The sequence below is a fragment of the Pseudomonas sp. HLMP genome (genome assembly GCF_046365545.1).
In the GTDB taxonomy this organism is placed as follows: domain Bacteria; phylum Pseudomonadota; class Gammaproteobacteria; order Pseudomonadales; family Pseudomonadaceae; genus Aquipseudomonas; species Aquipseudomonas guariconensis_B.
Genome location: NZ_JBDLLR010000001.1, coordinates 1689854 through 1714925, shown reverse-complemented (window position 1 = coordinate 1714925; position 25072 = coordinate 1689854). Strand labels below are relative to the sequence as shown.

At 62.9% G+C, this 25072-nt stretch carries 21 protein-coding genes; 8 read left to right on the top strand and 13 right to left on the bottom strand.

Going from position 1 to position 25072, the window contains the following annotated elements:
• Nucleotides 1–27: 27 nt before the first annotated feature.
• From ABFA30_RS08105 to ABFA30_RS08090, 4 genes are all read right to left on the bottom strand, one after another.
• Complete coding sequence (locus ABFA30_RS08105; RefSeq protein WP_225787980.1) at nucleotides 28–321, bottom strand: co-chaperone GroES; 294 nt, start codon at nucleotides 319–321, stop codon at nucleotides 28–30.
• 334 nt (nucleotides 322–655) lie between these two features.
• Nucleotides 656–1117, bottom strand: a complete 462-nt coding sequence (locus tag ABFA30_RS08100; RefSeq protein WP_225787979.1) for an FxsA family protein — start codon at nucleotides 1115–1117, stop codon at nucleotides 656–658.
• A 66-nt stretch (nucleotides 1118–1183) separates the two neighbouring features.
• Nucleotides 1184–1915 (bottom strand): HugZ family protein, encoded by a 732-nt coding sequence (locus tag ABFA30_RS08095; RefSeq protein ID WP_253080345.1) that lies wholly within the window; start codon nucleotides 1913–1915, stop codon nucleotides 1184–1186.
• Nucleotides 1916–2138: 223 nt separating this feature from the next.
• Nucleotides 2139–3146, bottom strand: coding sequence for a DUF481 domain-containing protein (locus ABFA30_RS08090; RefSeq protein ID WP_225787977.1), 1008 nt, complete (start codon nucleotides 3144–3146; stop codon nucleotides 2139–2141).
• Between the two features lie 153 nt (nucleotides 3147–3299).
• Here ABFA30_RS08090 and ABFA30_RS08085 point away from each other — a divergent pair, with 153 nt between their 5' ends.
• Both ABFA30_RS08085 and ABFA30_RS08080 read left to right on the top strand, forming a co-directional pair.
• The gene (locus ABFA30_RS08085; RefSeq protein ID WP_410045321.1) at nucleotides 3300–3653 is read left to right on the top strand and encodes an MGMT family protein; all 354 of its coding nucleotides are present in this window, start codon (nucleotides 3300–3302) and stop codon (nucleotides 3651–3653) included.
• Between the two features lie 43 nt (nucleotides 3654–3696).
• Nucleotides 3697–5244 (top strand): AmpG family muropeptide MFS transporter, encoded by a 1548-nt coding sequence (locus tag ABFA30_RS08080; protein WP_225787975.1) that lies wholly within the window; start codon nucleotides 3697–3699, stop codon nucleotides 5242–5244.
• A 22-nt stretch (nucleotides 5245–5266) separates the two neighbouring features.
• On the opposite strand, the gene ABFA30_RS08075 is transcribed toward ABFA30_RS08080, so the two are convergent.
• The 3 genes from ABFA30_RS08075 to ABFA30_RS08065 all read right to left on the bottom strand — a co-directional run bounded on the left by ABFA30_RS08075 (nucleotide 5267) and on the right by ABFA30_RS08065 (nucleotide 8194).
• Nucleotides 5267–6511: an MFS transporter gene (locus ABFA30_RS08075; RefSeq protein WP_410045320.1), complete on the bottom strand. Its 1245-nt coding sequence runs from the start codon at nucleotides 6509–6511 to the stop codon at nucleotides 5267–5269.
• Nucleotides 6512–6752: 241 nt separating this feature from the next.
• Complete coding sequence (locus ABFA30_RS08070; protein ID WP_225789378.1) at nucleotides 6753–7595, bottom strand: mechanosensitive ion channel family protein; 843 nt, start codon at nucleotides 7593–7595, stop codon at nucleotides 6753–6755.
• 113 nt (nucleotides 7596–7708) lie between these two features.
• A complete protein-coding gene (locus ABFA30_RS08065; protein WP_225789379.1) occupies nucleotides 7709–8194 on the bottom strand; it encodes a YajQ family cyclic di-GMP-binding protein in 486 nt (161 codons plus the stop codon).
• Nucleotides 8195–8289: 95 nt separating this feature from the next.
• Between ABFA30_RS08065 and ABFA30_RS08060 the strand changes: the two genes are divergently transcribed.
• From ABFA30_RS08060 to ABFA30_RS08040, 5 genes are all read left to right on the top strand, one after another.
• A complete protein-coding gene (locus ABFA30_RS08060) occupies nucleotides 8290–9210 on the top strand; it encodes a putative 2-dehydropantoate 2-reductase (RefSeq protein WP_253081759.1) in 921 nt (306 codons plus the stop codon).
• Between the two features lie 35 nt (nucleotides 9211–9245).
• Nucleotides 9246–11276 carry an ATP-binding protein gene (locus tag ABFA30_RS08055; RefSeq protein WP_225789381.1) on the top strand — a complete coding sequence of 677 codons (2031 nt, stop codon included), beginning with the start codon at nucleotides 9246–9248 and terminating at the stop codon, nucleotides 11274–11276.
• A 1-nt stretch (nucleotide 11277) separates the two neighbouring features.
• The gene (locus tag ABFA30_RS08050) at nucleotides 11278–11847 is read left to right on the top strand and encodes a cob(I)yrinic acid a,c-diamide adenosyltransferase (protein ID WP_253081758.1); all 570 of its coding nucleotides are present in this window, start codon (nucleotides 11278–11280) and stop codon (nucleotides 11845–11847) included.
• A 220-nt stretch (nucleotides 11848–12067) separates the two neighbouring features.
• Nucleotides 12068–15073, top strand: coding sequence for a T6SS effector BTH_I2691 family protein (locus ABFA30_RS08045; protein WP_410045319.1), 3006 nt, complete (start codon nucleotides 12068–12070; stop codon nucleotides 15071–15073).
• 146 nt (nucleotides 15074–15219) lie between these two features.
• On the top strand, nucleotides 15220–15915 hold the full coding sequence (locus ABFA30_RS08040; RefSeq protein ID WP_410045318.1) for a hypothetical protein: 696 nt from the start codon (nucleotides 15220–15222) through the stop codon (nucleotides 15913–15915).
• 66 nt (nucleotides 15916–15981) lie between these two features.
• Here the strand turns inward: ABFA30_RS08040 and ABFA30_RS08035 are convergent, their stop codons facing one another.
• The 4 genes from ABFA30_RS08035 to secA all read right to left on the bottom strand — a co-directional run bounded on the left by ABFA30_RS08035 (nucleotide 15982) and on the right by secA (nucleotide 21893).
• Nucleotides 15982–16929, bottom strand: coding sequence for a Nudix family hydrolase (locus ABFA30_RS08035; RefSeq protein ID WP_410045317.1), 948 nt, complete (start codon nucleotides 16927–16929; stop codon nucleotides 15982–15984).
• Complete coding sequence (locus tag ABFA30_RS08030) at nucleotides 16926–17558, bottom strand: glutathione S-transferase family protein (RefSeq protein WP_225789385.1); 633 nt, start codon at nucleotides 17556–17558, stop codon at nucleotides 16926–16928. Before ABFA30_RS08030 ends, ABFA30_RS08035 begins: the two co-directional genes overlap by 4 nt.
• Nucleotides 17559–17705: 147 nt before the next feature.
• A complete protein-coding gene (gene argJ / locus ABFA30_RS08025) occupies nucleotides 17706–18923 on the bottom strand; it encodes a bifunctional glutamate N-acetyltransferase/amino-acid acetyltransferase ArgJ (protein WP_253091116.1) in 1218 nt (405 codons plus the stop codon).
• Nucleotides 18924–19154: 231 nt separating this feature from the next.
• Nucleotides 19155–21893, bottom strand: coding sequence for a preprotein translocase subunit SecA (gene secA / locus ABFA30_RS08020; protein ID WP_253081263.1), 2739 nt, complete (start codon nucleotides 21891–21893; stop codon nucleotides 19155–19157).
• A 398-nt stretch (nucleotides 21894–22291) separates the two neighbouring features.
• Between secA and ABFA30_RS08015 the strand changes: the two genes are divergently transcribed.
• On the top strand, nucleotides 22292–22747 hold the full coding sequence (locus tag ABFA30_RS08015; RefSeq protein WP_225789388.1) for a DUF721 domain-containing protein: 456 nt from the start codon (nucleotides 22292–22294) through the stop codon (nucleotides 22745–22747).
• Nucleotides 22748–22835: 88 nt separating this feature from the next.
• Here the strand turns inward: ABFA30_RS08015 and lpxC are convergent, their stop codons facing one another.
• Both lpxC and ftsZ read right to left on the bottom strand, forming a co-directional pair.
• A complete protein-coding gene (gene lpxC, locus ABFA30_RS08010; RefSeq protein ID WP_070092350.1) occupies nucleotides 22836–23747 on the bottom strand; it encodes a UDP-3-O-acyl-N-acetylglucosamine deacetylase in 912 nt (303 codons plus the stop codon).
• A gap of 112 nt (nucleotides 23748–23859) precedes the next feature.
• On the bottom strand, nucleotides 23860–25056 hold the full coding sequence (ftsZ, locus tag ABFA30_RS08005; protein WP_225789389.1) for a cell division protein FtsZ: 1197 nt from the start codon (nucleotides 25054–25056) through the stop codon (nucleotides 23860–23862).
• Nucleotides 25057–25072: the final 16 nt, after the last annotated feature.

Below are 25072 nucleotides of genomic sequence, written 5' to 3'. Positions count from 1 at the left end.
TTCTGGAATAACGGAAACCGGGGTTGATCAGCCTTCGATGACGGCGAGGATTTCGTTCTCGCTCATCACCAGCAGGTCTTCGCCATCGACCTTCACGGTGTTGCTGCCCGAGTAAGGGCCGAAAACCACCTGGTCGCCCACTTTCACGGCCAGTGCGCGCACTTCGCCATTGTCCAGGATGCGACCGGTGCCGACGGCGACGATTTCGCCGCGGTTCGGTTTTTCAGCGGCCGAACCCGGCAGGACGATACCGCCAGCGGTTTTCGATTCTTCTTCGCTGCGACGGATGACGACGCGGTCATGCAGAGGACGAAGCTTCATTGTCGATCTCTCCCAAAGTGTGGTTTTCATCGGCCGGTGTCGACACCGGCGGGTTGAGGCTTCCGGCGTAGCCGGTGAGGGCTCGCACCAGGCGAACCCTCTGTGTCATGTCTGGTGGAAACCCACCAGAAACCTTGCGGTGACCCATACATGTGGTCGGCAAAATCAATTACAAGGCTTCTCCGAGAAAATTTTTCACCGAATCGCCCGGCAACGGATTTTTCACTGGCCCATTCGTGGCAAACCCGCTCCCCCGGTCCAGCGCTTGCTCGAGGTCAGCGCCGAACCTGGGGGAGCGGGTTTGCCGGGATACCGGAGCGCCGCGAGTGGGTATCTACTTGTTGTCGCGACGCTCGTACTCGCCCTCGATCACGTTGGGACGATGACCGGCATCCGGCCGGGCCTGGAACGGATCGTCCTGGAACGCCCGCTGGCGCATGGCCTGGGCTTCGGCGCGCTGGCGCAGCTTGCGCGCAGCCAGGTGGCGGGTGAACGGCAGCAGGCAGAGCAGGCCCAGCACGTCGCTGATGAAGCCTGGCAGCAACAGCAGGCCACCGCCGACGGCGAGCATCAGGCCCTGGAACATGTCCTCGGCGGGCAGCTCGCCACGCTGCAAGCTCTCACGGGCGCGCAGGGCGGTGGCCAACCCGGCCAGACGCATCACCAGCACACCCAGGGCAGAACCGGCGATGATCAGCAGCAACGCCGGGAAGAAACCGATGGCGGCGCTGACCTTGACGAAGACGAACAGCTCCAGCACCGGGAAAATCAGGAACAGCAATAAAAAAGCACGCATCAAGGGATCCTCGGCGGAAGACAACCTTCCAGTAAGACCATCAGATGGATGCGTGCGCTCGCTATTTCAACCCTCGACTTCAGTCGAAGCCGGCCATTGCTCGGCGCGAGCCAGCAAAACCAAGGCTTCGCGAACTTGTGTCGGCGTATTGCAGGTCGTCGGGAAAGCCAGCCAGTAGATCCCCTGGCCAATACGCAGGTGCATGCCCTCGCTGTCGATGCCGACCATCTCGGCCGCTGCGGTGCGCGGCAGGTCGGTCAGCTCGACATAGTGGGCGATGGCATTGGCGTGGTCGCTGTTCATGTGTTCGATCATGCTCGCTTCGGCCTTGCCGGCGAACGGGTTGGGCAGGGTCACCTGGTCGAGCCAGTGGATCGCGCCGAAGCCACCGATGTAGCGATGGCGCACCGGCTCCAGCACCCAGAAGTCGAAATCGTGGGCCTTGTGGTAGTTGCTGGCCTCGGGGAAATAGCGGTAGTAGCGCTCGGCTGCCGCCTCGATGGCAGTTGCGTCAGTGAGCTTGCGCGCCTCGGCCATCACCGTCAGGCGGCCCACGGCCTGGACGTCCTCGGCGTCGCGCTCGCCCACCAGCAGCGAGCACTTGGCATCCTTCTGCAGGTTGTGGGTGTGCTGGGCGATACGGCTGATGAGGATCAGCGGGTGGCCCTGGGCATCCAGGCAGTACGGCACCACCGAACCGAAGGGGTAACCCGGCATGGACTTGGAGTGGGTCGAGAGAACACCGCGGTACTCCTTGAGCAGCAGTTCCCGGGCGGGACGGTTGGCGTTGGTACTCACTACAGGGCTCCTGGCGAATGGAAATCAGCTACCCGCTATAAGCTACAAGCTGCAAGAAAAAGCAAGGCGGTGTGTTGCCAAAAGTGGGGGCTCCACCCGATGCCAGCCAGTTGAGCGACATTGGGCTGCGTTGCAGCCCCACATGGAAAGTCTTGACTGACCGGTATTGGGCGCTACACCCGCTTTTTCTTGCAGCTTGCGGCTCGGAGCTTGCGGCTGCCCGCTACCAGGTGACCCCGAAGCCGGCGGTATAGCGGGTCTTGTCCAGGTCGCTGTCGCGGGTGCCGCTGATGACATCCTTCTCCGCCTTGAGGTTGAGCGAGGCCCACTCGGTGACCTTGTAGCGCAGGCCCACCTCCGCATCCAGCGAGTAGTCGGCCACACCGCCCAGGGGCTTGCCGAACTCGCCGTTGGTGAACAGCTGGACGCTCTTGCCGATCAGGTAGCGGTTGTAGTCCCACTTCACCGCGGCGGCATAGAAGTTGTCCTTGCCGCCGTCCCGGTACTCGAAGTCGGTACGGTTGATCAGCGAACCGAGGGAGAAGGCACCCAACTCGTCGTCCCAGAACTGGTAGCCAGGGCCGGTACCCACGGTGCGCTGGCGAGCCAGGTCCTCGATGTGGTCACGCTTGTACTCCAGCCGGCCCTGCCAGAACCACTTGTCGGTGATGAAACGGTCCAGGGCGTATTCGGCACTCCAGTTGTTGGTGGTAGTGATGTCGTCCTTGGTCTCGCGGTTGTACTCGCCTTCGGCGTTGTGCCGCCAGCGACCATGGCGGGCGGTGGTCTTGAAACTCACGTCGTAGTCGTCGGTGTCGTTCTCGGCGCGCTTGTAGTCCATGGCCAGGTCGACGTTGCCCTTCCACAGGAAATCCTCGACCAGCGGCCGGGGCTTCATGATCTGCTCGATGCTCGTCAACTCCACCGTCTTGGGCACATCGCCATTGGCCAGGGTGACCTTGCCCGGCTCGGCGGCCTTGAGCGACTTGGTCTTCTCGCCGTTGTAGGCGTCCTGCTTGACCAGCAACTCCTGGTCGCTCTCCAGGGTCTGCACCTGCTTCCAGTCCAGGGCGATGGCGCCGCCGTAGGGTGTTTCCAGCAGCAGCTTGCCGCCATCGAACACCTTGATGGTGCCGCTGAGCCTGTCGCCGTTCTTCATCCACACGGTATCGGCGAACGCAGGGGCACAGAGGGAGGCGACGATCAGGCAAAGCAAGGTTCTAGAATACATAAGCGGACTACGGGTTCGATTTGACGAAAAAAGCCGGGCATTATCCAGATACCCACGACCAGAGCAAGGACAGACCCAGACCATGCCGTTGAGTTCCACTCTCATTTGCCACGACCGCCTGTCCGTTTTCATCTCCAGGCCAGGGCAGCCCTGATGTCCGGCAACTCTCGCGTCCCCCCGGAAGATGCCGAGGCCCGACGAATGGCGCTGTATTCCGTGCTGGGCCAGATCCCTGCCGGCAAGGTGGTCAGCTACGGCCAATTGGCCGAACTGGCGGGCCTGGGGCGGGCGGCGCGCTGGGTCGGGAGTACCCTTGGGCAACTGCCGCCGGATACCCGCCTGCCCTGGCACCGGGTGCTGGGGGCCGGCGGTCGACTGAGCCTGGCGCTGGGCACGCCATCGGGCGACGAACAGCGGGCCAGGCTGCGCGCAGAAGGCGTCAATGTGGCCAATAATCGTGTGGATATGTCGCGTCATGGCTGGCGTCCAATGGAGCACAGCGGTTAGAGTGCGCGTTTTGTTTTCGCAAACTTGAGGCAGATGTTGGCCCATGCCCCGTAAAACCTGGCGCGCTGCGCTCGCTGCCTATGCCAGCCCATCGACCCTGGTGCTCCTGCTGCTTGGCTTTGCCGCCGGTTTGCCCTACATGCTGGTGTTCTCCACACTCTCCGTCTGGCTACGAGAGGCCGGCGTGGCCCGCGAGACCATCGGCTACGCCAGCCTGATCGGCCTGGCCTATGCCTTCAAATGGGTCTGGTCACCACTGCTCGACCAATGGCGCCTGCCGGTACTGGGCAGCCTCGGCCGACGCCGCTCGTGGCTGCTGCTGTCGCAGGTGTTGGTGGTGGTGGGGCTGGTCGGCATGGGCCTGTGCGACCCGCAGAAGCACCTGTCGTGGCTGATCGCCCTGGCGGTGTTGGTGGCCTTCGCCTCGGCCACCCAGGACATCGCCGTCGACGCCTACCGCCTGGAGATCGCCGACGACCAGCGCCAGGCGGCCCTGGCCGCCAGCTACATGGCCGGCTACCGGGTCGCCGCCCTGCTCGCCACCGCCGGCGCGCTGTTCTTCGCCGAATGGTTCGGCTCCACCGGCTTCAGCTACCTGCACAAGGCCTGGACCGGTACCTATGTGCTGTTCGGCGTGCTGATGCTGCCGGCGGTGTTCACCACCCTGGTGATGCGCGAGCCCCCCGTGCCCCTGCGCACCCAACTGTCGGCAGCGCGCTACGGGCTGGTTCACCAACTGGCGTCGGTGTTCGTGCTGATCATCCTGCTGGTGTCGGTGCCGGCCAGCTTCACCCAACTGTTCAACACCGGTTGGGGCAGCGTGGTGTCCGGCGACGCGACCCCGCTCGACCTGCTGCTCGAAGACCGCGCCTTCCTGCGCCTGCTGCTCTATGTCCTGCTGACCTGGGCGTGCCTGTCGTCCCTGGGCCGGCGTGGCCTGGCGCCGGTGCTGACACCGGTGAACGACTTCATCCTGCGCTACCGCTGGCAAGCCCTGTTGCTGCTCGGCCTGATCGCCACCTACCGCATGTCGGACACCGTGATGGGGGTGATGGCCAATGTCTTCTACATCGACATGGGCTTCACCAAGGACGAGATCGCCAGCGTCAGCAAGATCTTCGGCCTCATCATGACCCTGGTCGGCGCCGGGGCCGGCGGCCTGCTGATCGTGCGCTTCGGTATCCTGCCGATCCTGTTCATCGGTGGCGCCGCCTCGGCGGCGACCAACATCCTGTTCCTGATGCTGGCCGACATGGGGCCGAACCTGAAGATGCTAGTGGTGACCATCTCCCTGGACAACTTCAGTTCCGGCCTGGCCACCTCGGCGTTCGTCGCCTACCTGTCGAGCCTGACCAACCTGAAGTTCTCCGCCACCCAGTACGCCCTGCTCAGCTCGATCATGCTGCTGCTGCCACGTTTGATCGGTGGTTACTCCGGCGTGCTGGTGGAGAAGTTCGGCTACCACGACTTCTTCCTGATCACGGCCCTGCTGGGCGTGCCGACGTTGATCCTGATCGCCCTGCAGTGGCGGCAGGAAGTGGGGCCCGGCAAGCAGGAGCCGGTGGAGAGTTCCGCAGCCGAGCGGCCCTGACGCAGGGCCGCTTTTCCCTAGGTCACTGCGCCACGGCACCTTCGTCCTGGCGCCCACCCACCACGAACCACAGCGGCCAGAGGGCCAGCGCACCGGCAACGCCCGCCCCCAGCGCGAAGTGCAGCAGGCTCGCCCCCGCCCCCAGCATCGCCAGCACCGCACCGCCCAGCCCCAGCAGGGCAATGGTGATCATCCCCAGCATGGCCGACACCAGCCCCTTGCTCTGCTCACTGGCGAACAGGGTCATGCGGTACAGCACCGCATTGGCCACGCCCAGGCCCAGGGCGTACAGCGACATCCCCGCCACCACGCTGGTCACCGTCGGCCAGTACCAGGTCGCCAGCACCATCAGGCACAAGCCCGCCAGGTAGGGCCACAGGGCCCCACGCACCAGGCTGGGCAGCGGGTAGCGGTCGGCGATGCGGTTGATGATCAGGTTGCCAAGGATCAGCCCGGCGAATACCGGCAACTGCCACAGCGCGTATTCCATCGTGCTCAGCCCCTCGTCGTGGATCAGCAGCACCGGCGACAGGCCGATCCAGCCGATCAGCGGCAGGCCCACCAGGCCCAGGGCCGCGCTGCCGGCAACGAAGCGGCGGTTGGCCAGCAATTGGCCATAACCGAACAGCAAGGGCAGCAGCTGGATCGGCGTGAACGCCAGGCGCGAGCCGTCGCGGCGCTCCACGCCCAGGGTTTCCGGCATCAGCCGGTACAGCAGCAGCCAGGTCAGCACCGCGCCGGCGGCAAAAGCCAGGAACAGCCAGCGCCAGTCGAGCCACTGCAGCAGCAAGGTGCCGACCAGTGGGCCGAGCAGCGGTGACAGCAGGGCGATATTGGCCAGCAACGCCATCATGCGGACCGCATCGGCCTCGCTGAACGCCTCGTTCAGCGCCGGGTAGCTGACAGTGACCACGAAGCCCAGGCCAACGCCCTGCAGCAGGCGCAGCACGTTGAACAAGCTGATGTCATGGACCCAGTAGGTGGCCAGGCACGCCAGGCCGAAGAAGGCGCAGCCGGCCAGCAACAGCGGACGTCGCCCATAGCGGTCGGCCAGTGGGCCGATCAGCCATTGCAGGAGCACGCCACCGAGCAGGTACAGGTTCAGGGCGTGGGGAATGAATTCGGGGCTGGCGGCCAGATCGTCGACCACCACCGGCATGGCAGGCATGACCGCGTCGCTGGCAAGGTAGGTCAGCAATTCGAACAGGGCCAGGGTGAGGCCGAACAGCAGGGCCCGCAGGGGCGAGATATACAGCAGTGGTTTCATGATGGACGTCAGGTTGGAACGGCGGGGAACAGCCTGTATGCCAGAAATGGCCGTGCGGGGCTGTGAACAAGTGTAATGAGGTGAATGGGATCGGGGCCGCTCGCGCGCCCTTGGCAGGCAAGCCCGCTCCTACATGGCCGTGCACATCACATCGTGTGATCGACTCGGCCTCTGTAGAAGCGGGCTTGCCTGCCAAGGGGCGCGTAGCGGCCCCGGCTGTTCAGCGGACCTTCGAAGGCCCTTACGACACGGCAGCCTCCTGCACCACGCGGATCACCCGCTGCGGGAACGGGATGTCGATTCCCACAGTCTTGAGCCGGTCGCGGGCCTGCTCGTTGAGCATGAACATCACGCTCCAGTAGTCCGGGGTCTTGACCCAGATACGCAGCGAAACGGTGATCGAGCTGTCGCCCAGCTCGGACACCACCGCCGCCGGCGCCGGATCAGGCAGCACCCGCGGGTCCTTGGCCAGCTCCAGCAACACCTCGCGGGCCTTCTGCAGGTCGGCATCGTAATCGACGCCGACATTGAATATCACCTGGCGGGTGGGCTGGCGGTTGTAGTTGGTGATGATGCCGTTGGACAAACTGCCGTTGGGCACGATGACCGTCTTGTTGTCACCGGTGCGCAGCACGGTGTGGAAGATCTGGATGCTGTCGACGGTACCGCTGACGCCCTGGGCCTCGATCCAGTCACCCAGGCGGAACGGACGGAACAGCAGGATCAGCACACCGCCGGCGAAGTTCGCCAGGCTGCCCTGCAAGGCCAGGCCGATGGCCAGGCCCGCCGCACCGATGGCGGCGACGAACGAGGTGGTCTCGATGCCGATCATCGAGGCCACGCTGACGAACAGCAGCACCTTGAGCACGATGTTGGCCAGGGAACTGATGAAGCTCTGCAAGGCCGCATCGCCATGGCGCATGCCGACCAGCGCGCCCAGGCGGGCACTGACCTTGTTGACGATCCACCAGCCGACGGCGAGCGTCAGCAGCGCCAGCAGCACGCGGCTGCCGTACTCCATGATCAAGGGAACCCAGGTCTGCGATTGACGGACCAGCTGATCGACTTCAGCGTTCAAATCCATATTCATCTCCTGATGCCGAACGGCAAGTACACGATAAGCAGGCCGCGAGGATTTCAGCGGCCATGGAAGCGATGGACATCACGGCGCCATCAGGGTTCCTGGCCGCCTGCCGGTCAGTCGCGGAAGTTGTTGAACTGCAGCGGCATGTCGAACTCCTTGGTGCGCAGCAGCGCGATGGCTTCCTGCAGGTCGTCGCGTTTCTTGCCGGTGACGCGCACCTGCTCGCCCTGGATGGCCGCCTGGACCTTGAGCTTGGCGTCCTTGATGGTGGCGACGATCTTCTTGGCCAGGTCCTTGTCGATACCTTCGCGGAACTTGGCCTCTTGCTTCATTTCCTTGCCCGAGGCATAGGCGTCCTTGACCTCCAGGCACTTGACGTCGATCTTGCGCTTGACCAGGGCCAGGCGCAGGATCTCGATCATCGCCTCGAGCTGGAAGTCCGCCTCGGCGGTCAGCAGCACGGTCTGCTCCTTGTCCTTGAACTCGAAGCTGCCCTTGCCCTTGAGGTCGTAGCGACGGTCCAGTTCCTTCACCGCGTTTTCCACAGCGTTGGTGACTTCGTGCTTGTCCAGTTCCGATACCACGTCGAACGAAGGCATGGTTGTTCTCCAAAAATAAAAGCGCGCTCGGTAGGGGCGCGCGCCGGGTCAGACGGTTAAAATGCGGGCACATTATAACGGGTTGCGAAACACAGATGAGCAGCACCTGGCATATTCTCGGCGCCGGTAGCCTCGGCAGCCTCTGGGCCTGCCGGCTGGCCCGCGCCGGCAAGGCGGTCCGCCTGATCCTGCGCGACGAGCGTCGCCTGGCGGCGTACCAGGCGGCCGGTGGCCTCACCCTGGTCGAGCACGACCAGGCCAGTCACTATGCGATCCCCGCCGAGACCGACGCGGCCACCGGCGGGCCGATCCATCGCCTGCTGGTGGCGTGCAAGGCCTACGACGCCGCACCGGCAGTGGCGCGCCTGGCGCCGCGCCTGGCCGAGGGCGCCGAACTGGTGCTGCTACAGAACGGCCTGGGCAGCCAGGACGAAGTCGCCGAGCAGGTGCCGCACGCCCGTTGCATCTTCGCCTCCAGCACCGAGGGCGCCTTCCGCGAGGCGGACTGGCGGGTGCGCTTCGCCGGCCACGGCTTCAACTGGCTGGGCGACCCGCTCAACCCCGGCGTACCGGAGTGGTTCGACGACCTGCAGGATGCGGGCATTGCGGCCCAGTGGACGGTCGACATCCTCCCGCGCCTGTGGCGCAAGCTGGCCCTCAACTGTGCGATCAATCCCCTCACCGTGCTCCACGACTGCCACAATGGCGGCCTGTTGGAACACCTCGGCGAGGTCGACACACTGTGCACGGAACTGAAGGCACTGCTGCGCCGCTGCGGCCAGCCCCAGGCCGCCGAAGACCTGGACGAGGAAGTGCAGCGGGTGATCCTGGCCACCGCGGCCAACTACTCTTCCATGTACCAGGACGTGCGCCATGGCCGCCGCACCGAGGTGCACTACCTGCTCGGCCACGCTTGCCGGGCGGCAACCCGCCACGGCCTGGCCGTACCGCACCTGGAACACCTGCACCGGAGTCTGGTCGATAGACTGCAGGCCCGCGGCCTGCCCAGCGACTGACGCCGCCTCTTCAACGAGTGGACATTGCCTCGCCCATGACCCTGCGCCAACGCCTGGAAAACCTCCCAGTCGGACAGAAACTGCTGGCAGCCCTACTGGTGCTGCTGGTCACTATCCTGCTGGTGGCCAACCTGGCGTTCATCAGCGCCGCCTACTGGATCACCCAGGAAAGCATGGCGCCCCAGGCCCTGCAGACCATCGGCCGCCTGGTGTCCAACCCGCAGCTCTCGGCGCGCGCCGGCGACTCGCCAGAGGCCGCCACGGCGCTGCTCAAGGAGCTCGACAGCTACTCTCCCCTGCGCGCCGCCGCGCTCTATGCCAGCGACGGGCGCATGCTCGCGCAGTTGCAGCACGGCGAGCCCCTGGCCCTGCCCAAGCGCTATCGCAACATCGACGGCTGGCGCCTGATGGAGTTTCGCAATACCCAACTGATTCGCCTGCCCCGTGCCGGCAGCCCACCGGCGCACCTGCTGCTGGTGGCCAGCAGCGAACTGCCGACGGCCTTCTACACCGGCACCCTGACCGCCAGCCTGGCGATCCTGGTGTTCAGCGTGCTGCTGTGGCTGCTCATCGCCCGGCAGATCAAGCGCCTGATCACCCAGCCGATCAATCAGTTGGAGGAGCTGAGCCGCCAGGTCACCCGCGAAGAGAGCTACGCCCTGCGCGCCCAGCGTGGCAATGACGACGAGATCGGTAGCCTGGCCGAGGCCTTCAACACCATGCTTTCGCGCATCGAGGCCCGCGAGCAACAGCTCAAGAATGCCCGTGACGAGTTCCAGATGGCCTACGACCAAGCCCAGGGCCTGGCCGAGGAAACCCGCCACACCAACCGCAAGCTGGAACTGGAAGTCCAGGTGCGCAGTAAGATCGAGAAGAAACTCACAGGCTTCCAGAACTACCTCAACAGCATCATCGACTCGATGCCCTCGGCCTTGATCGCCCTGGACGAACAGCTCTACGTGACCCAGTGGAACCACGAGGCCACGGTGCTTTCCGGCACTCCGCTGGACGAAGCGTTGAACCAGCCAATCTTCATCGCCTTCGAGCCGCTCAAGCCGTTCCTGCCACAGCTCAAGGAAAGCGTGGAGAAGCATCGGGTGGCGAAGATCGAGCGGGTCACCTGGCCCAAGGGCGACGATGTACGCCACTATGCCCTGACCTTCTACCCCCTGATGGGTGGTGGCGGGCGCGGCGTGGTGATCCGCATCGACGACATCACCCAGCGCCTGTCGCTGGAAGAAATGATGGTGCAGTCGGAGAAGATGCTGTCGGTCGGCGGGCTGGCCGCCGGCATGGCTCACGAGATCAACAACCCGCTGGGCGCCATCCTGCACAATGTGCAGAACATCCGCCGGCGCCTGTCACCGGATCTGGCGCGCAACCAAGCGCAGGCCGAGGAGCTCGGCGTCGACCTGGACGGCGTCAACCGCTACCTGGAAAGCCGCGAGGTGCCGCAACTGCTCGACGGCATCCAGCAGGCCGGCGCACGGGCGGCGAAGATCGTCACCCACATGCTCAGCTTCAGCCGCCGCAGCAACCGCCAGTTGGTGCCCTGCGACCTGCCGGCGCTGATCGACCAGGCGGTGGAGATCGCCGGCAACGACTTCGACCTGACCATCGGCTTCGACTTCAAGGGCCAGCACATCGTCCGCCAGTTCGACCCCAACCTGGGGCCGGTGCCCTGCACGGCCAACGAACTGGAACAGGTGCTGCTGAACCTGCTGAAGAACGCCGCCCAGGCCATTCACCTGCGCCCGCAGCCCTGCGAGCCGGGACGGATCATCCTGCGCACCCGGCTCAACCCGCCCTGGGCGGAAATCCAGGTCGAGGACAACGGCATCGGCATGCCCGAGGGCGTGCGCAAGCGGACCTTCGAGCCGTTCTTCACCACCAAAGAGATCGGCCAGGGCACCGGGCTTGGCCTGTCGGTCTCGTACTTCATCATCACCAACAACCACAAGGGGCAGATGGAGGTGCACTCCGCACCTGGCCAGGGGACCTGTTTCACTCTGCGCCTGCCCCTGAGCCAGCCCGCGCCGGCGGCGCCGGCCAAGACGGAGGCATGACATGGGCTACCGCCTGTCGAAAATCTACACACGCACCGGCGACAAGGGCGAGACCGGCCTGGGCGACGGCCGCCGGGTCCCCAAGGACCATCCACGGATCGAGGCGATCGGCGAGGTCGACAGCCTCAACAGCCAGCTCGGCCTGCTGCTGGCAGGCCTGGCCGAACACGGGCTGGAGGAGCTGACCGAGGTCCTGGCGCCCTGCCAGCACCGGCTGTTCGACCTCGGCGGAGAACTGGCGATGCCGAGCTACCAGGCCCTGGACCAGGCCGAGGTGGAACGACTGGAAGCGGCCATCGACCGCTGGAACGAGGAGCTGGGGCCGTTGAAGAACTTCATCCTGCCCAGCGGCTCGGCACTGGTGGCCCAGGCCCATGTCTGCCGCAGCCAGGCACGCAGCGCGGAGCGGCGCTGCCAGCAGCTCAATGCCATCGAGCCGCTGGAAGGGGTTGGCCTGGCCTACATCAACCGGTTGTCGGACTTGCTCTTCGTGGCCGCACGGATTATCGGGCGGCGGCAGGGGGTGGCCGAGGTGTTGTGGCAGGCACGTGAAAAACCGGCGATTCGTTGAAATTAGAGAAACTTCCTACGCAACGTTAGGAAGCTCAGGGGAAGATTCACCATAAGCCCATCATTAAGCTTCTTGTCCCGCGCACAAGACTTCAACTTCGAATGAAGGAGACAGCGGGACAAGGAGTCTTCCATGCCTCAGTACGGCCTGCTGTTCATTTCGCTGTCAGTAACCTGCCCTCGCCTCTTCGCTTGTCAGCGCACAATCTGGAGAGAGCCACATGCCAACTGATTCCTCGACTGTCAGCACTCTCTCTGGTCCTGCCTGCAGTGCCCGTATTCCCATACTGCCAATCCGCTACGCCGTCGTTCCGAAAGCGCGTGACGCCGCCCATTTACGCTACGCCGACTCAGGCTTTCGGCTCGAGCATGATTTCGCCCCACTGCAGCACTGTGCCTATACCCTCCGATCGCTGCGTGCCGGCTACATCTACGTTTTCATGAAAGGTCCTCTTGGCGAAAAACTCGTCATTCATGAATACGACGGTGCAGGTCTTTATCGTGAGCTCACATACAAGGGCCTTGAGGACTATCAGCGTCGTGATCGATATACCACCGGCAAATCCATAGGCTGGGTCTGGGCGGACACCTGCAAAGACACCGCCCGGGAAGTATGGATCGGTTACAGCTCGCACTTGTGGAGCAATGCGATGTCCGCGCAGGTCATGACGTCTGTCGCTTCACGCAAGCGCCATATGCGTGCTCTGAATATATCGGAGCTGATTTCAGGAGAGCGTACCGCTTCCAGCCAGGCACACGTTCTGCCCATCAGAGCTCTGCAGGACTGGGTCGAGGATTTCAAGCCCAATGCACTGCGCATGGACCTGCGGTGGAGCAGCCATCCATGTCCGGAAACACTGCATGTTGCTAACTTGGCGGGTATCGTACGCCACTACCCCTACGCTCAACCCAGGGTACCCGCCGTCGTCGCGCTCAATGATGCAGAGGGCATTTCCCTGGACCTTGGACTGTCGGCCAATGCCTATCGACATGCACTGAGTGACGTATCGGCGAGGGAGCATCCCGCACGTTCCATCCATGCGCAGACTCGGGAATCGATTCCTGCCTGCTACCAACTGGATGTGGGACGAATCTGCCAACAGAGCCAGGAATTCCACCACAAGAGCCTGGTAGCCATGTTGCTGGAAAGAACACTGGAGACGCTCTATCCCCCAAGTGCGCCAGACCTGATTCAGGCAACGAGAGTACAAGCCGAGCAGCATGAACGAGCCACTGGTTCGCCTCAGCCACCAGGCTTGACGCGCTACAATGTGCTGACCAACGAGCGCCATTCACCACTTGGCGCCCGTTTGGCGCAGCGCATCGACAGGGCCCGCTATGAGGCATTCATAAACGAGCGCGAAATTCAGGAATCCAAATTGCGCGATCTGCAGAGGCAGGCTCTGATCGCCAGTGCAGACCATGATACTTGGCTGGCCACTGCGGAAAACGCTCATATCGATGACCCTAAAAGCCTGGCAGCGGCCATCGCCAGTTACGACCGCGACAATGCCCTCAGCGCTCGCGGACTGGAAGTCACCCTTGCCTTGATGCTGAACAGCATGAGCCAGCCATCACCGGGTACGGAGGAGCAGGATCTACGGTTCAAGCGCCTGGAAAAATGGCTGGACCAGCACGACAGTCCTTTGTACCTGGCATTGGCCCCCTTCAATCCGCTCAACGATAAACCCGATGCAGCCGGTACGCTGATCGGCGCGAGCGACAGCACCATCGAAGTAGTGGCGGGTCGTTTTCCAGCCGTCGCCGATGTAACCGATCTTACGGCACAGGCTGTCAATACGGTTGTTTTAAAACGGTTGAAGGGCAAGACCCGGTGGAATGCAAGTAGCTCTTTCAGCCAACGCATAATCGCCGCCGCGCAAGAGGCCAACGCCGAAAAGGCACTGGGGCTTTTGAAAGCTCGCTACAGGATCACGGACCAGACTCTTCGTCAAAGCAGCCTCAGTCAGGCAGTAACGCAATACCTGGAGTCTGGTATGGCGCAGGTCGAGGAAATGAAACAGCTGCGCATCAGCGGTAGCCGAACGGTTACCCTGGAAATGACCACGACCCAGTACGTCAAACCCAAGATAGCGGCAATACTCCGATCTCTGGCGGGTGCGGGGCTGAATGCGGGCGTGCTTTGGTTCAACCTTATCAACCTGAAAGTGGCTTATGCGAATGTGCAGAAAAGCTCGGCACCGGAATATACGACTGGGTTTGCGTCTGCAATCGCTGGCGTGATAGGCGCAGCCTCTGCGACTCTTATCACGACCCGATCCGCACAAACAGCTGTGATGGCGAGGCTAGGCAGCATCTTACCAGGGTCGGCATTCGGTAACGGACTTGCACAGGCCGCGAGTAGCAATCTATTTGCGAGAGCAGCCGGGTATCCAGGGATCATACTTGGGCTGGCTTCAGATATACTGAAGGCCCGTAGACAGTCACAGAACGGCGACGAGATCGCCTACCGCTTGACCGTTGCCGCCGGTTTCTCGGCAGCTATTGGTTCGGCGATGATATTGGAGGGTACCCTGGCCATCGCTGGCCCAACATTCCTCATTCCATTTGCGGGGTGGAAAGCAGCTTTCATTGTTTTGGTGGGCGCATCAGTTTTGGCCGCAGGGTTGGCATTACATGCCAAGGCCACTGAGCGTTTACATACACCAATGGAGCTATGGGCTGCACGCAGCGCATTTGGAACACGACTGAATGATGGTGAAGAGCGCTCAGAGTTGTCTTTGGACGCTTCAAAAAAACTGCCCGCCTTCAAGACATTAAGCGAAGAACTGGAAAACTGGCATGCGGCTTATTACACGCCGATACGAATATCTCACCAAGATACTAAGCAATTTGGTATCAATGGACTAGACAGCAGCATCCATAGCCACACAGTTTGGGCGCACCCAGACTGGGGAACTATCATCCAAACCGGGCCGACCGAAACTGTCAGTTATGGAGAGATCACTGTACTGCTGCGTGGTTTTGTTCTCGGCCAAAGTAGATGGTCTGCGCATTTGCGTTACTACAACAGCTTCTCCAATACTGCTGAGAGACTATCTGTACAACCGACCTGCCACCTCATCCCAGGAGGGCTGATTCTCCATTTCAAAGCAGACATCCCGCAAGGATCTGTTCTTTCCCTAGACATCGATTATTTCCCTAACCAAGGTATCACTGAAAAAAGCAAGGCCAGGGCTAAGATAGTGGTGAGGGCGCACGAATGAATATTTCATGGATATTTACTCACCAACACAATTTTTCAGTTCCCCCCACAGTCGGCGACCAATATGTGAGCATGGACAGTAGATTGCTTTGCCTACGTAACCCATGGATTCCGGATTCAGTGTTCATGGGTAAAATGTATACATCCATGACTGTCATAATGATAATATTTCAAATCTGCCTATGGGCAGACTCCGACTTCTGGGAGCCAGAAAATTTCGATATTATCAATACACTCTTTGTAGTCATCCCTCCACTTTTCCTGACGCCCTTCTTGTACTACCGAATTTTTTTGATAAACAGGCTTTCCCACCTCTATTTCGACCGCCACACAAAAACCATCATTTACAAACGAAACAAGACGTTGCTGACCTTTGACTGGAACAAATGCGTCGGTGGATTCCTGCAGAAAACAGAATTTGCAGGTAGCTCATTCAGTATCAATTATGCCTTAGCGATCGCGGAGCGCCCCGAGCACGGCGCTATCAATCCCAATAACGCATTGTGGTTCCCGAGCAATCACCCCAGTGAGTGCAACCCACTCTATGCCCACGAAGTCTGGGCATACATCTGTCAGTTCATGGCTCATGGCCCCGACAAACTCCCCCCACCGAATGAGCCAGACTGGTGGCGCATACCGCTGAATACGATCTGCCTGACGCCCAAACAAGCCTGGCGCCACTATGCTCCTTGGCGAACAGGGGAGCCCGGTGAAATGCAAGGTAAGAAAAACTGGCTACTGCCCTTGTGGCTGGTGCTGTGGCCGTACAACCTGCTTAGCGCCCTGTGCTGGTACGTCGTATGCCGGCTATTCAAGGTCCAGAGCCCCGCCGCCCCAATATAGGAAGGCTCGCCCCCAACACCGGCCAACAGCCTGACACCCACATGCACGATGTCAGGCTGATTACCTTCAGGAGCGCTCAGGCCAGAACGCGCGAATGCCAGCAACACCTTGCGCACCAACCTCCCAGGCCCGCGCCCGCTCATCCGGCCCAACCCCACCCAGTAAAAATACCGGCTGGTTGAAGCCTGCGATCAAGCGCTGCGCCTCATCCCAGCCCAGGGGGGGGGCCTCGGGGTGGGTCTGGGTCGCTTGCACGGGCGATAAGGTGACGAAGTCCACCCCCATCTGCTCGGCCAGGGCTAGTTCCTCGGCACTGTGGCAGGACGCCGCCAACCAGCGCGCCTGGGGGAAGGGCCGGCCATTGGCCGCGTACTTGCGCAACTGGGCAGACGTCAGGTGCCAGCCGGCCGATGGAAAGTCGCCCAGCCACTCCAACGGCCCCTTGAGCATCAGTTGGGCCTTGCCTGCGCACAAGCCGACCGCATCCACCGCCACGTCGCGGTACTTGGGGTCGTACATGTCCGGCGCCCGCAACTGTATCAGCCGGATACCGCTGGCGACGGCCTTCTGTATACCGCGCAGCAACTGCGGCACCTCCAGGCCATCCGGGGTGATCAGGTACTGGTCGGGCAGGCGTGCAGCAGCGACGATCGGCCTGTTGGCCTCGGGGAAGTCATACTGCCCAAGATCCCGTGGCGCCACCCAGGCCAGGGGCTGCCCCTCGACGCCATGGGGCTCGCCGACGAAGGTGTCGACCTCACGCACATCCAGCAGGACCTGCTTGTCCGCATAGTCATGGCTGACCTTGATCAGCGGCCGCGAGCAGCTCACCTCGATGCCCAATTCCTCGCGCAACTCACGGGCCAGCGCAGCTTCGACGCCCTCGCCCTCCTCCACCTTGCCACCCGGGAACTCCCACAGGCCGCCCTGGTGCTGGGTATCGGCTCGGCGGGCAATGAGGATGCGCCCATCGGCGCCACGAATCACCGCTGCAACGACATGGATCCGCTTCACCCTTCACGCTCCGCCAGGCCAGCCTTCTGCCAGGCCTGGAAAGCCGGCCACTGGTAGAGGGTCTCGATATAGGCAGCCGCTTCTGCCGGCACTTCAACACGGTAGGTGCGCAAGCGCACGGCCACGGGTGCGAAGAATGCATCGGCCAAGGTCGGCCTGCCGAACAGGAACGGGCCGCTGTCCTTGGCTGCCAGGCGGCATTCGGACCACAGCGCGACGATGCGGTCGATGTCTACCTGCACCTCCAGCGGAACGCTTTCCAGCGCCTGGTCGCGGGACAGGTCGAACGGCATGGCGCCACGCAAGGCGACGAAGCCGCTGTGCATCTGTGCACAGGCCGAACGTGCTTGGGCCCGGGCGGCGATGTCGGCCGGCCATAGCTGGGCCTCGGGATGGCGCTCGGCCAGGTACTCGGCGATGGCCAGGGAGTCGGCGATGATGCCGTGCTCGGTCTTGAGTAGTGGCACCTTGCCCGTGGCCGAGAAGGCCAGGATGCGCTTGCGGGTGTCGGGCTGGTTGAGTTTGATCAGCGTTTCTTCATAGGGCACGCCAGCCAGCTCGAGGGCCAGGGCGCCGCGCAGCGACCAGGAAGAATACAGCTTGTCGCCGATGATCAGGTGATAGCTCATGGTTCGGCTCCATTGGGTTTGAACGTCCGGGCCGCGTCGCAGCCCATCGCAGCACAAGGCCACTCCTCCAGGCACTGGGTCACACCTGTGGGAGTGGCCTCGGTCGCGAAGGGGCCGCGCTGCGGCCCCCTTTTGTGTATCAGTCGATCAGGTCCGGTATTCGGCGTTGATCTTCACGTACTCGTGGGACAGGTCGGTGGTCCAGATGGTTTCGCTGCATTGGCCACGGCCCAGCTCGATACGAATGGTGATTTCTTCCTGGGCCATCACCTTGGCGCCCTGCTCTTCGGTATAGCCCGGGCTGCGGCCGCCCTTGCTGGCGATGCACACGTCATCGAGGTACACGTCGATCAGGCTGACGTCCAGCGCCGGCACGCCGGCTCGGCCGACCGCCGCGAGGATACGGCCCCAGTTGGGATCGGAGGCGAACAGCGCGGTCTTGATCAGCGGCGAGTGGGCCACGGCATAGCCGACATCCAGGCACTCCTGGTGGGTACCGCCGCCGTTGACCTGCACGGTGACGAACTTGGTCGCGCCTTCGCCGTCTCGGACGATCGCCTGCGCCACCTCCATGCAGACTTCGAATACCGCCTTTTTCAAGGCTTCGAACAGTGCACCGCTGGCTTCGGTGACCTCTGGGAGGTCGGCCTTGCCGGTGGCGATCAGCATGCAGCAGTCGTTGGTCGAGGTGTCGCCATCGATGGTGATGCGGTTGAAGGACTTGTTGGCGCCGTCGAGCAGCAGGTCCTTGAGCACCGCCGGGGCGACCTTGGCGTCGGTGGCGATGTAGCCGAGCATGGTGGCCATGTTCGGGCGGATCATCCCGGCGCCCTTGCTGATGCCGGTGACGGTGACGGTGACGCCGTCGTGCTGGAACTGACGACTGGCACCCTTGGGCAGGGTGTCGGTGGTCATGATGCCGGTGGCGGCTTCAGCCCAGTTGTTCTCCGACAGGTCGTCCAGGGCGGCCTGCAGCGCGCCCTCGATCTTCTCGACCGGCAGCGGCTCGCCGATCACGCCGGTGGAGAATGGCAGCACCGAACTGGCATCGACACCGGCCAGTTCGGCCAGCTTGGCGCAGGTACGCTCGGCGGCGGCCAGACCAGGGGCGCCAGTGCCGGCGTTGGCGTTGCCGGTGTTGGTCAGCAGGTAGCGCACGGTGCCCTGGACCCGTTGCTTGGACAGGATCACCGGTGCGGCGCAGAAGGCGTTGAGGGTGAAGACCCCGGCGACGCTGGAGCCTTCGGCACAGCGCATCACTACCACGTCCTTGCGCCCTGGGCGCTTGATGCCCGCCGAAGCGATGCCGAGTTCGAAACCGGGAACCGGGTGCAGGGTGGGCAAAGGACCAAGACCAACAGCCATGTAAGCGCTCCTAGGGAAAACAGTGGGGGTATACGACGTGGACGATCTTAATGTCGGCCAGCCATGTGAGGGAAGAGCGGAGCTGCTTTGCAGCCCTTCTCGACACAAGGCCGCTCCCACAGGCACAGCGCTCGGCTGAAAAGCAGCGCTGATGGTGTGGGAGCGGCCTTGTGTCGCGAAAGGGCCGCAAAGCGGCCCCCAGGAATCATCGTGCAGGCACCCTCGGCCCGATCATTCGATCTGCCCGTGGCAATGCTTGAACTTCTTGCCCGAACCGCACCAGCACGGCTCGTTGCGGCCCAGCTTCTGTTCATTGCGCACCGGCGCTGCCGCCACGGCCACCTCGGCGCCTTCTTCCTGCAGTCGCGCCTCGCCTTCCAGGCCTGGGGCGGCGGCGTGCTGGAACTGCATGCGCCGGGCCAGCTCTTCGGCCTCGCGGCGCAGGCGGGCTTCCTCCTCGGCCGGGTCCTCGCGACGGACCTGGACGTGGGACAGGACGCGGATGGTGTCGCGCTTGATCGACTCCAGCAGTTCCTGGAACAGGGTGAAGGACTCGCGCTTGTACTCCTGCTTCGGGTTCTTCTGCGCATAGCCGCGCAGGTGGATACCGTGGCGCAGGTGGTCCATGGTCGACAGGTGGTCTTTCCACAGGTCGTCCAGTACACGCAGCAGGATCTGCTTCTCGAAGGTACGCAGGGCTTCTTCGCCCGCCTGGTCTTCCTTCTCGGTGTAGGCGGCGGTGATCTCGTTGAGCAGTTTCTCGCGCAGGGTTTCCTCGTAGAGGTGATCGTCCTCGTCGAGCCACTGCTGGATCGGCAGCTTCATGGCGAAGTCGCTGGCCAGCGCAGCTTCCAGGCCTGCCACGTCCCACTGCTCGGGCAGCGACTGCGGCGGGATGTGCTGGCTGATGGTGGCGTCGAGCACTTCCTTGCGGAACTCGCCGATGGTCTCGCCGATGTTCTCTGCGGCCAGCAGGCTGTTGCGCATGTGGTAGATCACCTTGCGCTGCTCGTTGGCCACGTCGTCGTATTCCAGCAACTGCTTGCGGATGTCGAAGTTGCGTCCCTCGACCTTGCGCTGGGCCTTTTCGATGGCGTTGGTGACCATGCGATGCTCGATGGCCTCGCCGGACTGCATGCCGAGGGCCTTCATGAAGTTCTTCACCCGGTCGGAGGCGAAGATGCGCATCAGGCTGTCTTCCAGGGACAGGTAGAAACGGCTGGAGCCCGGGTCGCCCTGGCGGCCGGAACGGCCACGCAGCTGGTTGTCGATACGCCGGGATTCATGGCGCTCGGAGGCGATCACGTGCAGGCCGCCGGCCTCGATCACCTGCTGGTGGCGCTTCTGCCAGTCGGCCTTGATCTGCGCCACCTGCTCGTCGGTCGGGTTCTCCAGGGCGGCCACCTCGGCCTCCCAGTTGCCGCCCAGCAGGATGTCGGTACCACGGCCGGCCATGTTGGTAGCGATGGTCAGCGCACCCGGGGCACCGGCCTGGGCGATGATCTCGGCTTCCTTCTCGTGGTACTTGGCGTTGAGCACCTTGTGGTCGATGCCCTCCTTCTTCAGGAGGTTGGACATGTGCTCGGAGGTCTCGATGGTCGCCGTACCGACCAGGACCGGACGGCCCTGGGCCATGCTTTCCTTGATGTCAGCGATGATGGCCGCGTACTTCTCGTCGGCGGTCAGGTACACCAGGTCGTTGAAGTCCTTGCGCGCCAACGGCTTGTTCGGCGGAATGACCATCACGTTGAGGTTGTAGATCTGGGCGAACTCGAACGCCTCGGTGTCGGCGGTACCGGTCATGCCGGAGAGCTTGGCGTAGAGGCGGAAGTAGTTCTGGAAGGTGGTCGAGGCCAGCGTCTGGCTCTCGGCCTGGATGTTCAGGTTTTCCTTGGCCTCGATGGCCTGGTGCAGGCCTTCGGACAGGCGGCGGCCCGGCATGGTACGGCCGGTGTGCTCGTCGATCAGCAGGATCTGGCCGTCCTGGACGATGTACTCGACGTTGCGGTGGAACAGCTTGTGGGCGCGCAGGCCGGCGTAGACGTGGGTCAGCAGGCTCAGGTTGTGCGCCGAGTAGAGGCTCTCGCCCTCGGCCAGCAGGCCGGACTGGGTCAGCATCTCCTCGATGTACTGGTGGCCGGCCTCGTTCAGTTCGACCTGGCGGCTCTTCTCGTCGATGGTGAAGTGGCCTTCCTGGGTGACCTGGCCCTCGACCTCCTCGATGTGCTGCTTCAGGCGCGGGATCAGGCGGTTGATCTCGATGTACAGCTTGGAGCTGTCCTCGGCCTGGCCGGAGATGATCAGCGGGGTACGGGCTTCGTCGATGAGGATGGAGTCGACTTCGTCGATCACGGCGAAATTCAGCTCGCGCTGGTACTTCTCGTCCAGGCTGAAGGCCATGTTGTCGCGCAGGTAGTCGAAACCGAATTCGTTGTTGGTGCCGTAGGTGATGTCGGCGGCGTAGGCGGCGCGCTTCTCTTCCGGTGGCTGGAAGGGCGAGACCACGCCTACGCTCAGGCCGAGGAATTCGTACAGCGGACGCATCCAGTTGGCGTCACGGCGGGCCAGGTAGTCGTTCACCGTGACCACGTGTACACCTTTGCCGGACAGGGCATTGAGGTACACGGCCAGGGTTGCGACCAAGGTCTTGCCTTCACCGGTGCGCATTTCTGCGATCATGCCCTCGTGCAGGGTCATGCCACCGATCAGCTGCACATCGAAGTGACGCATGCCCATGACGCGCTTGCCGGCTTCGCGGGCCACGGCGAAGGCTTCGGGCAGCAGTTGGTCGAGGGTCTCGCCTTTGGCCAGGCGCTCTTTGAACTCTGCGGTCTTGCCCCGCAGCTGTTCGTCAGAGAGGGCCACCATCTTCTCTTCGAAGGCATTGACGATGTTCACCGTCTTGAGCATGCGTTTGACTTCACGCTCGTTCTTGCTTCCAAAAAGTTTCTTTAACAAAGGCGCAAACATATCGGCAGGATCTTCCACACTTAGGGATGGAGGGCGGCCCCGTGAGTCGCCCGTGCAGCCCTTGGGCCGCATGCGAACGAGCATTCTACCCGGAAACGATGGTGAGGAAAGTGGTGGATTTCCACGATGCTGGCACAGCGCTTTGGCGGGGGCTTTTCTAACATAAGGGCATTTTCGCCGAGTTCAAGGCGCGGCCCGATGAAACGTATCGAGAATGACTTGCATCCTGAATCCGGGGCTGCGCTGCCTGTGCCAGCCCATCGTCGGCACGCCGGCTCCCACAGGGACCTGCAAACCACCTCATCTGCGATCGACGCCCTCCCGCGATGGGCCGACACGGGCAATACCAGATCCGGCTTCTGTTAAGATGCCGATCTTGTAACCTCCTGCGTACCCCCATGGCCTACAAACCTTCACCCGCCCAGCCACCGTCCGCGCTCCTGCGCCAGGCCAGGCCCTTGCGCCTGCTGCTCAACCAGGCCGAACGCCTGGCACACCTGCAGCGCCTGCTGGAAAGCCAGCTGCAACCGGCCGCCCGCGCCCACTGCCATGTGGCGTCCTGGCGCGACGGCACCTTGCTGCTGGTGGTCACCGACGGTCACTGGGCGACCCGCCTGCGCTACCAGCAGAAGCGTCTGCAGCGACAGTTGCAGGCGCTCGAGGCGTTCGCCAACCTGCAGCGCATCAGGTTCCAGGTACAACCTCCTGTCGGAGCCCCCCGGCACTCGGGGCAGGCTGCGGAGCTTTCGGAAAACGCTGCCGAAAGCCTGCGCGAGACCGCCGAAGGGATTACCGACCCCAAACTGCGCGCGGCCCTGGAGCGGTTGGCCAGTCACGCTCGAGATAAGCGGTGATGCCCCCTGGGGCCGTACAGCAGCCCCCAAGAATCAGGCGTAAAAAAGGCCACCCGAAGGTGGCCTCAGAACTAGAGAGTGTTCGAACTTACACGGCCGCGACAGGGCGCATGTAGGAGATCGGTGCCGTGCTGGCATCTTCGAAGGTGACCACTTCCCAGGCGTCTTTCTCGGCGATGAGCTTGCGCAACAGCTGGTTGTTCAGCGCGTGCCCGGACTTGTAGCCCTTGAACTCGCCGATCAGGCTGTTGCCCAGCAGGTAGAGGTCGCCGATGGCGTCGAGGATCTTGTGCTTGACGAATTCGTCTTCGTAACGAAGGCCGTCTTCGTTGAGCACGCCGTCCTCATCGACCACGATGGCGTTTTCCACACTGCCGCCCAGCGCAAGGTTGTGCTTGCGCAGGTACTCGATGTCGCGCATGAACCCGAAGGTACGGGCGCGGCTGACTTCCTTCACGAACGAGGTGCTGGAGAAGTCGACGCTGGCGCTCTGGGTCCGGTTGCGCAGGACCGGGTGATCGAAGTCGATCTCGAAGCTCACCTTGAACCCGTCGAAAGGCAGGAAGGTGGCGCGCTTGTCGCCCTCCTCCACCGTCACTTCGCGCAGGATGCGGATGAACTTCTTGGCGGCGTCCTGTTCTTCCAGGCCGGCGGATTGAATCAGGAATACGAAGGGGCCTGCGCTGCCATCCATGATCGGCACTTCCGAGGCGGAGAGCTCGACGTAGGCGTTATCGATGCCCAGGCCCGCCATGGCGGAGAGCAGGTGCTCGACCGTATCGACCTTGACGTCACCGTTGACCAGCGTCGTCGACATGGTTGTCTCGCCGACGTTGGCCGCGCGAGCCGGGATCTCGACGACAGGGTCGAGGTCGGCACGGCGGAAGACGATGCCGGTGTCCACAGGCGCTGGCTTGAGGGTCAGGTAGACCTTCTCCCCGGAGTGCAGGCCGACACCTGTGGCACGGATGGTATTCTTCAGGGTGCGTTGTCTAATCATGGCATTGGCCGCTTCAGCGCAAATTGCGAACAGGTATCAACAAAGGCTGGGAATGATAACAGACCCGGCCTTTGCTGAACACCAATCACCCTTATACCCCTGATAAATTTCATCAATCAGCCTGACGACGCAGGAAGGCCGGGATATCCAGGTAGTCCAGATCGTCCTGTGGGTTGAGTTTAGCTGCCGCGGCGGCACCTGCATGGGCCTGGTTGCGCATCACGGTCGGACGCTCCAGGTCACGGTAGTTCACCGCTGGTTGCTCCGGACGGGCCGGCGCGGGGTTGGACGCCTCGTAGGCAGCGGCTGCGGTCTGCAGGGTGTTGTCCACCACCTTGACCGGTTTTTCGATGCGCGCGCCCAGGCCAGTGGCGACCACGGTCACGTGCAGTTCGTCGCGCATGTCCGGATCGATCACGGTGCCGACCTTGACCATGGCATGGTCGGAAGCGAAGGCCTCGATGATGCTGCCCACGTCGGAGTATTCGCCCAGGGACAGGTCGGGACCTGCGGTGATGTTCACCAGGATGCCACGGGCGCCCTGCAGGTTGACGTCTTCCAGCAGCGGGTTGCGGATCGCCGCCTCGGTGGCTTCGCGGGCACGGTTCGGGCCGCTGGCGCAGCCGGTACCCATCATCGCCATGCCCATCTCGCCCATCACGGTGCGCACGTCGGCGAAGTCGACGTTGATCATGCCCGGACGCTTGATGATGTCGGAGATGCCACGCACGGCGCCGGCCAGTACGTCGTCGGCCTTGGCGAAGGCGGACAGCAGGCTGGCATCCTTGCCCAGGATGGTCAGCAGCTTCTCGTTGGGGATGGTGATGAGCGAGTCGACGCTCTCGGCCAGCATGCGGATGCCTTCATCGGCGATCTGCATGCGCTTGCGCCCCTCGAACGGGAACGGACGGGTCACCACCGCGACGGTGAGGATACCCATCTCCTTGGCCACTTCGGCGATGATCGGCGCAGCACCGGTACCGGTACCGCCACCCATGCCGGTGGTGATGAACACCATGTTGGTGCCCTGCAGCACCTCGGCGATGCGCTCACGGTCTTCCAGCGCGGCCTGGCGACCGACTTCCGGATTGGCGCCTGCACCCAGGCCCTTGGTCACGCCGGTACCCAGTTGCAGGATGGTGCGTGCGCCAATGTTCTTCAGCGCCTGGGCATCGGTGTTGGCGCAGATGAATTCCACGCCCTCGATGTTGCTCTTGACCATATGGTTGACGGCGTTGCCGCCGCCACCGCCGACACCGATCACTTTGATGACCGGGCTTTGCGGGACGTTGTCTACGAGCTCGAACATTTTCCCTCTCCTTACA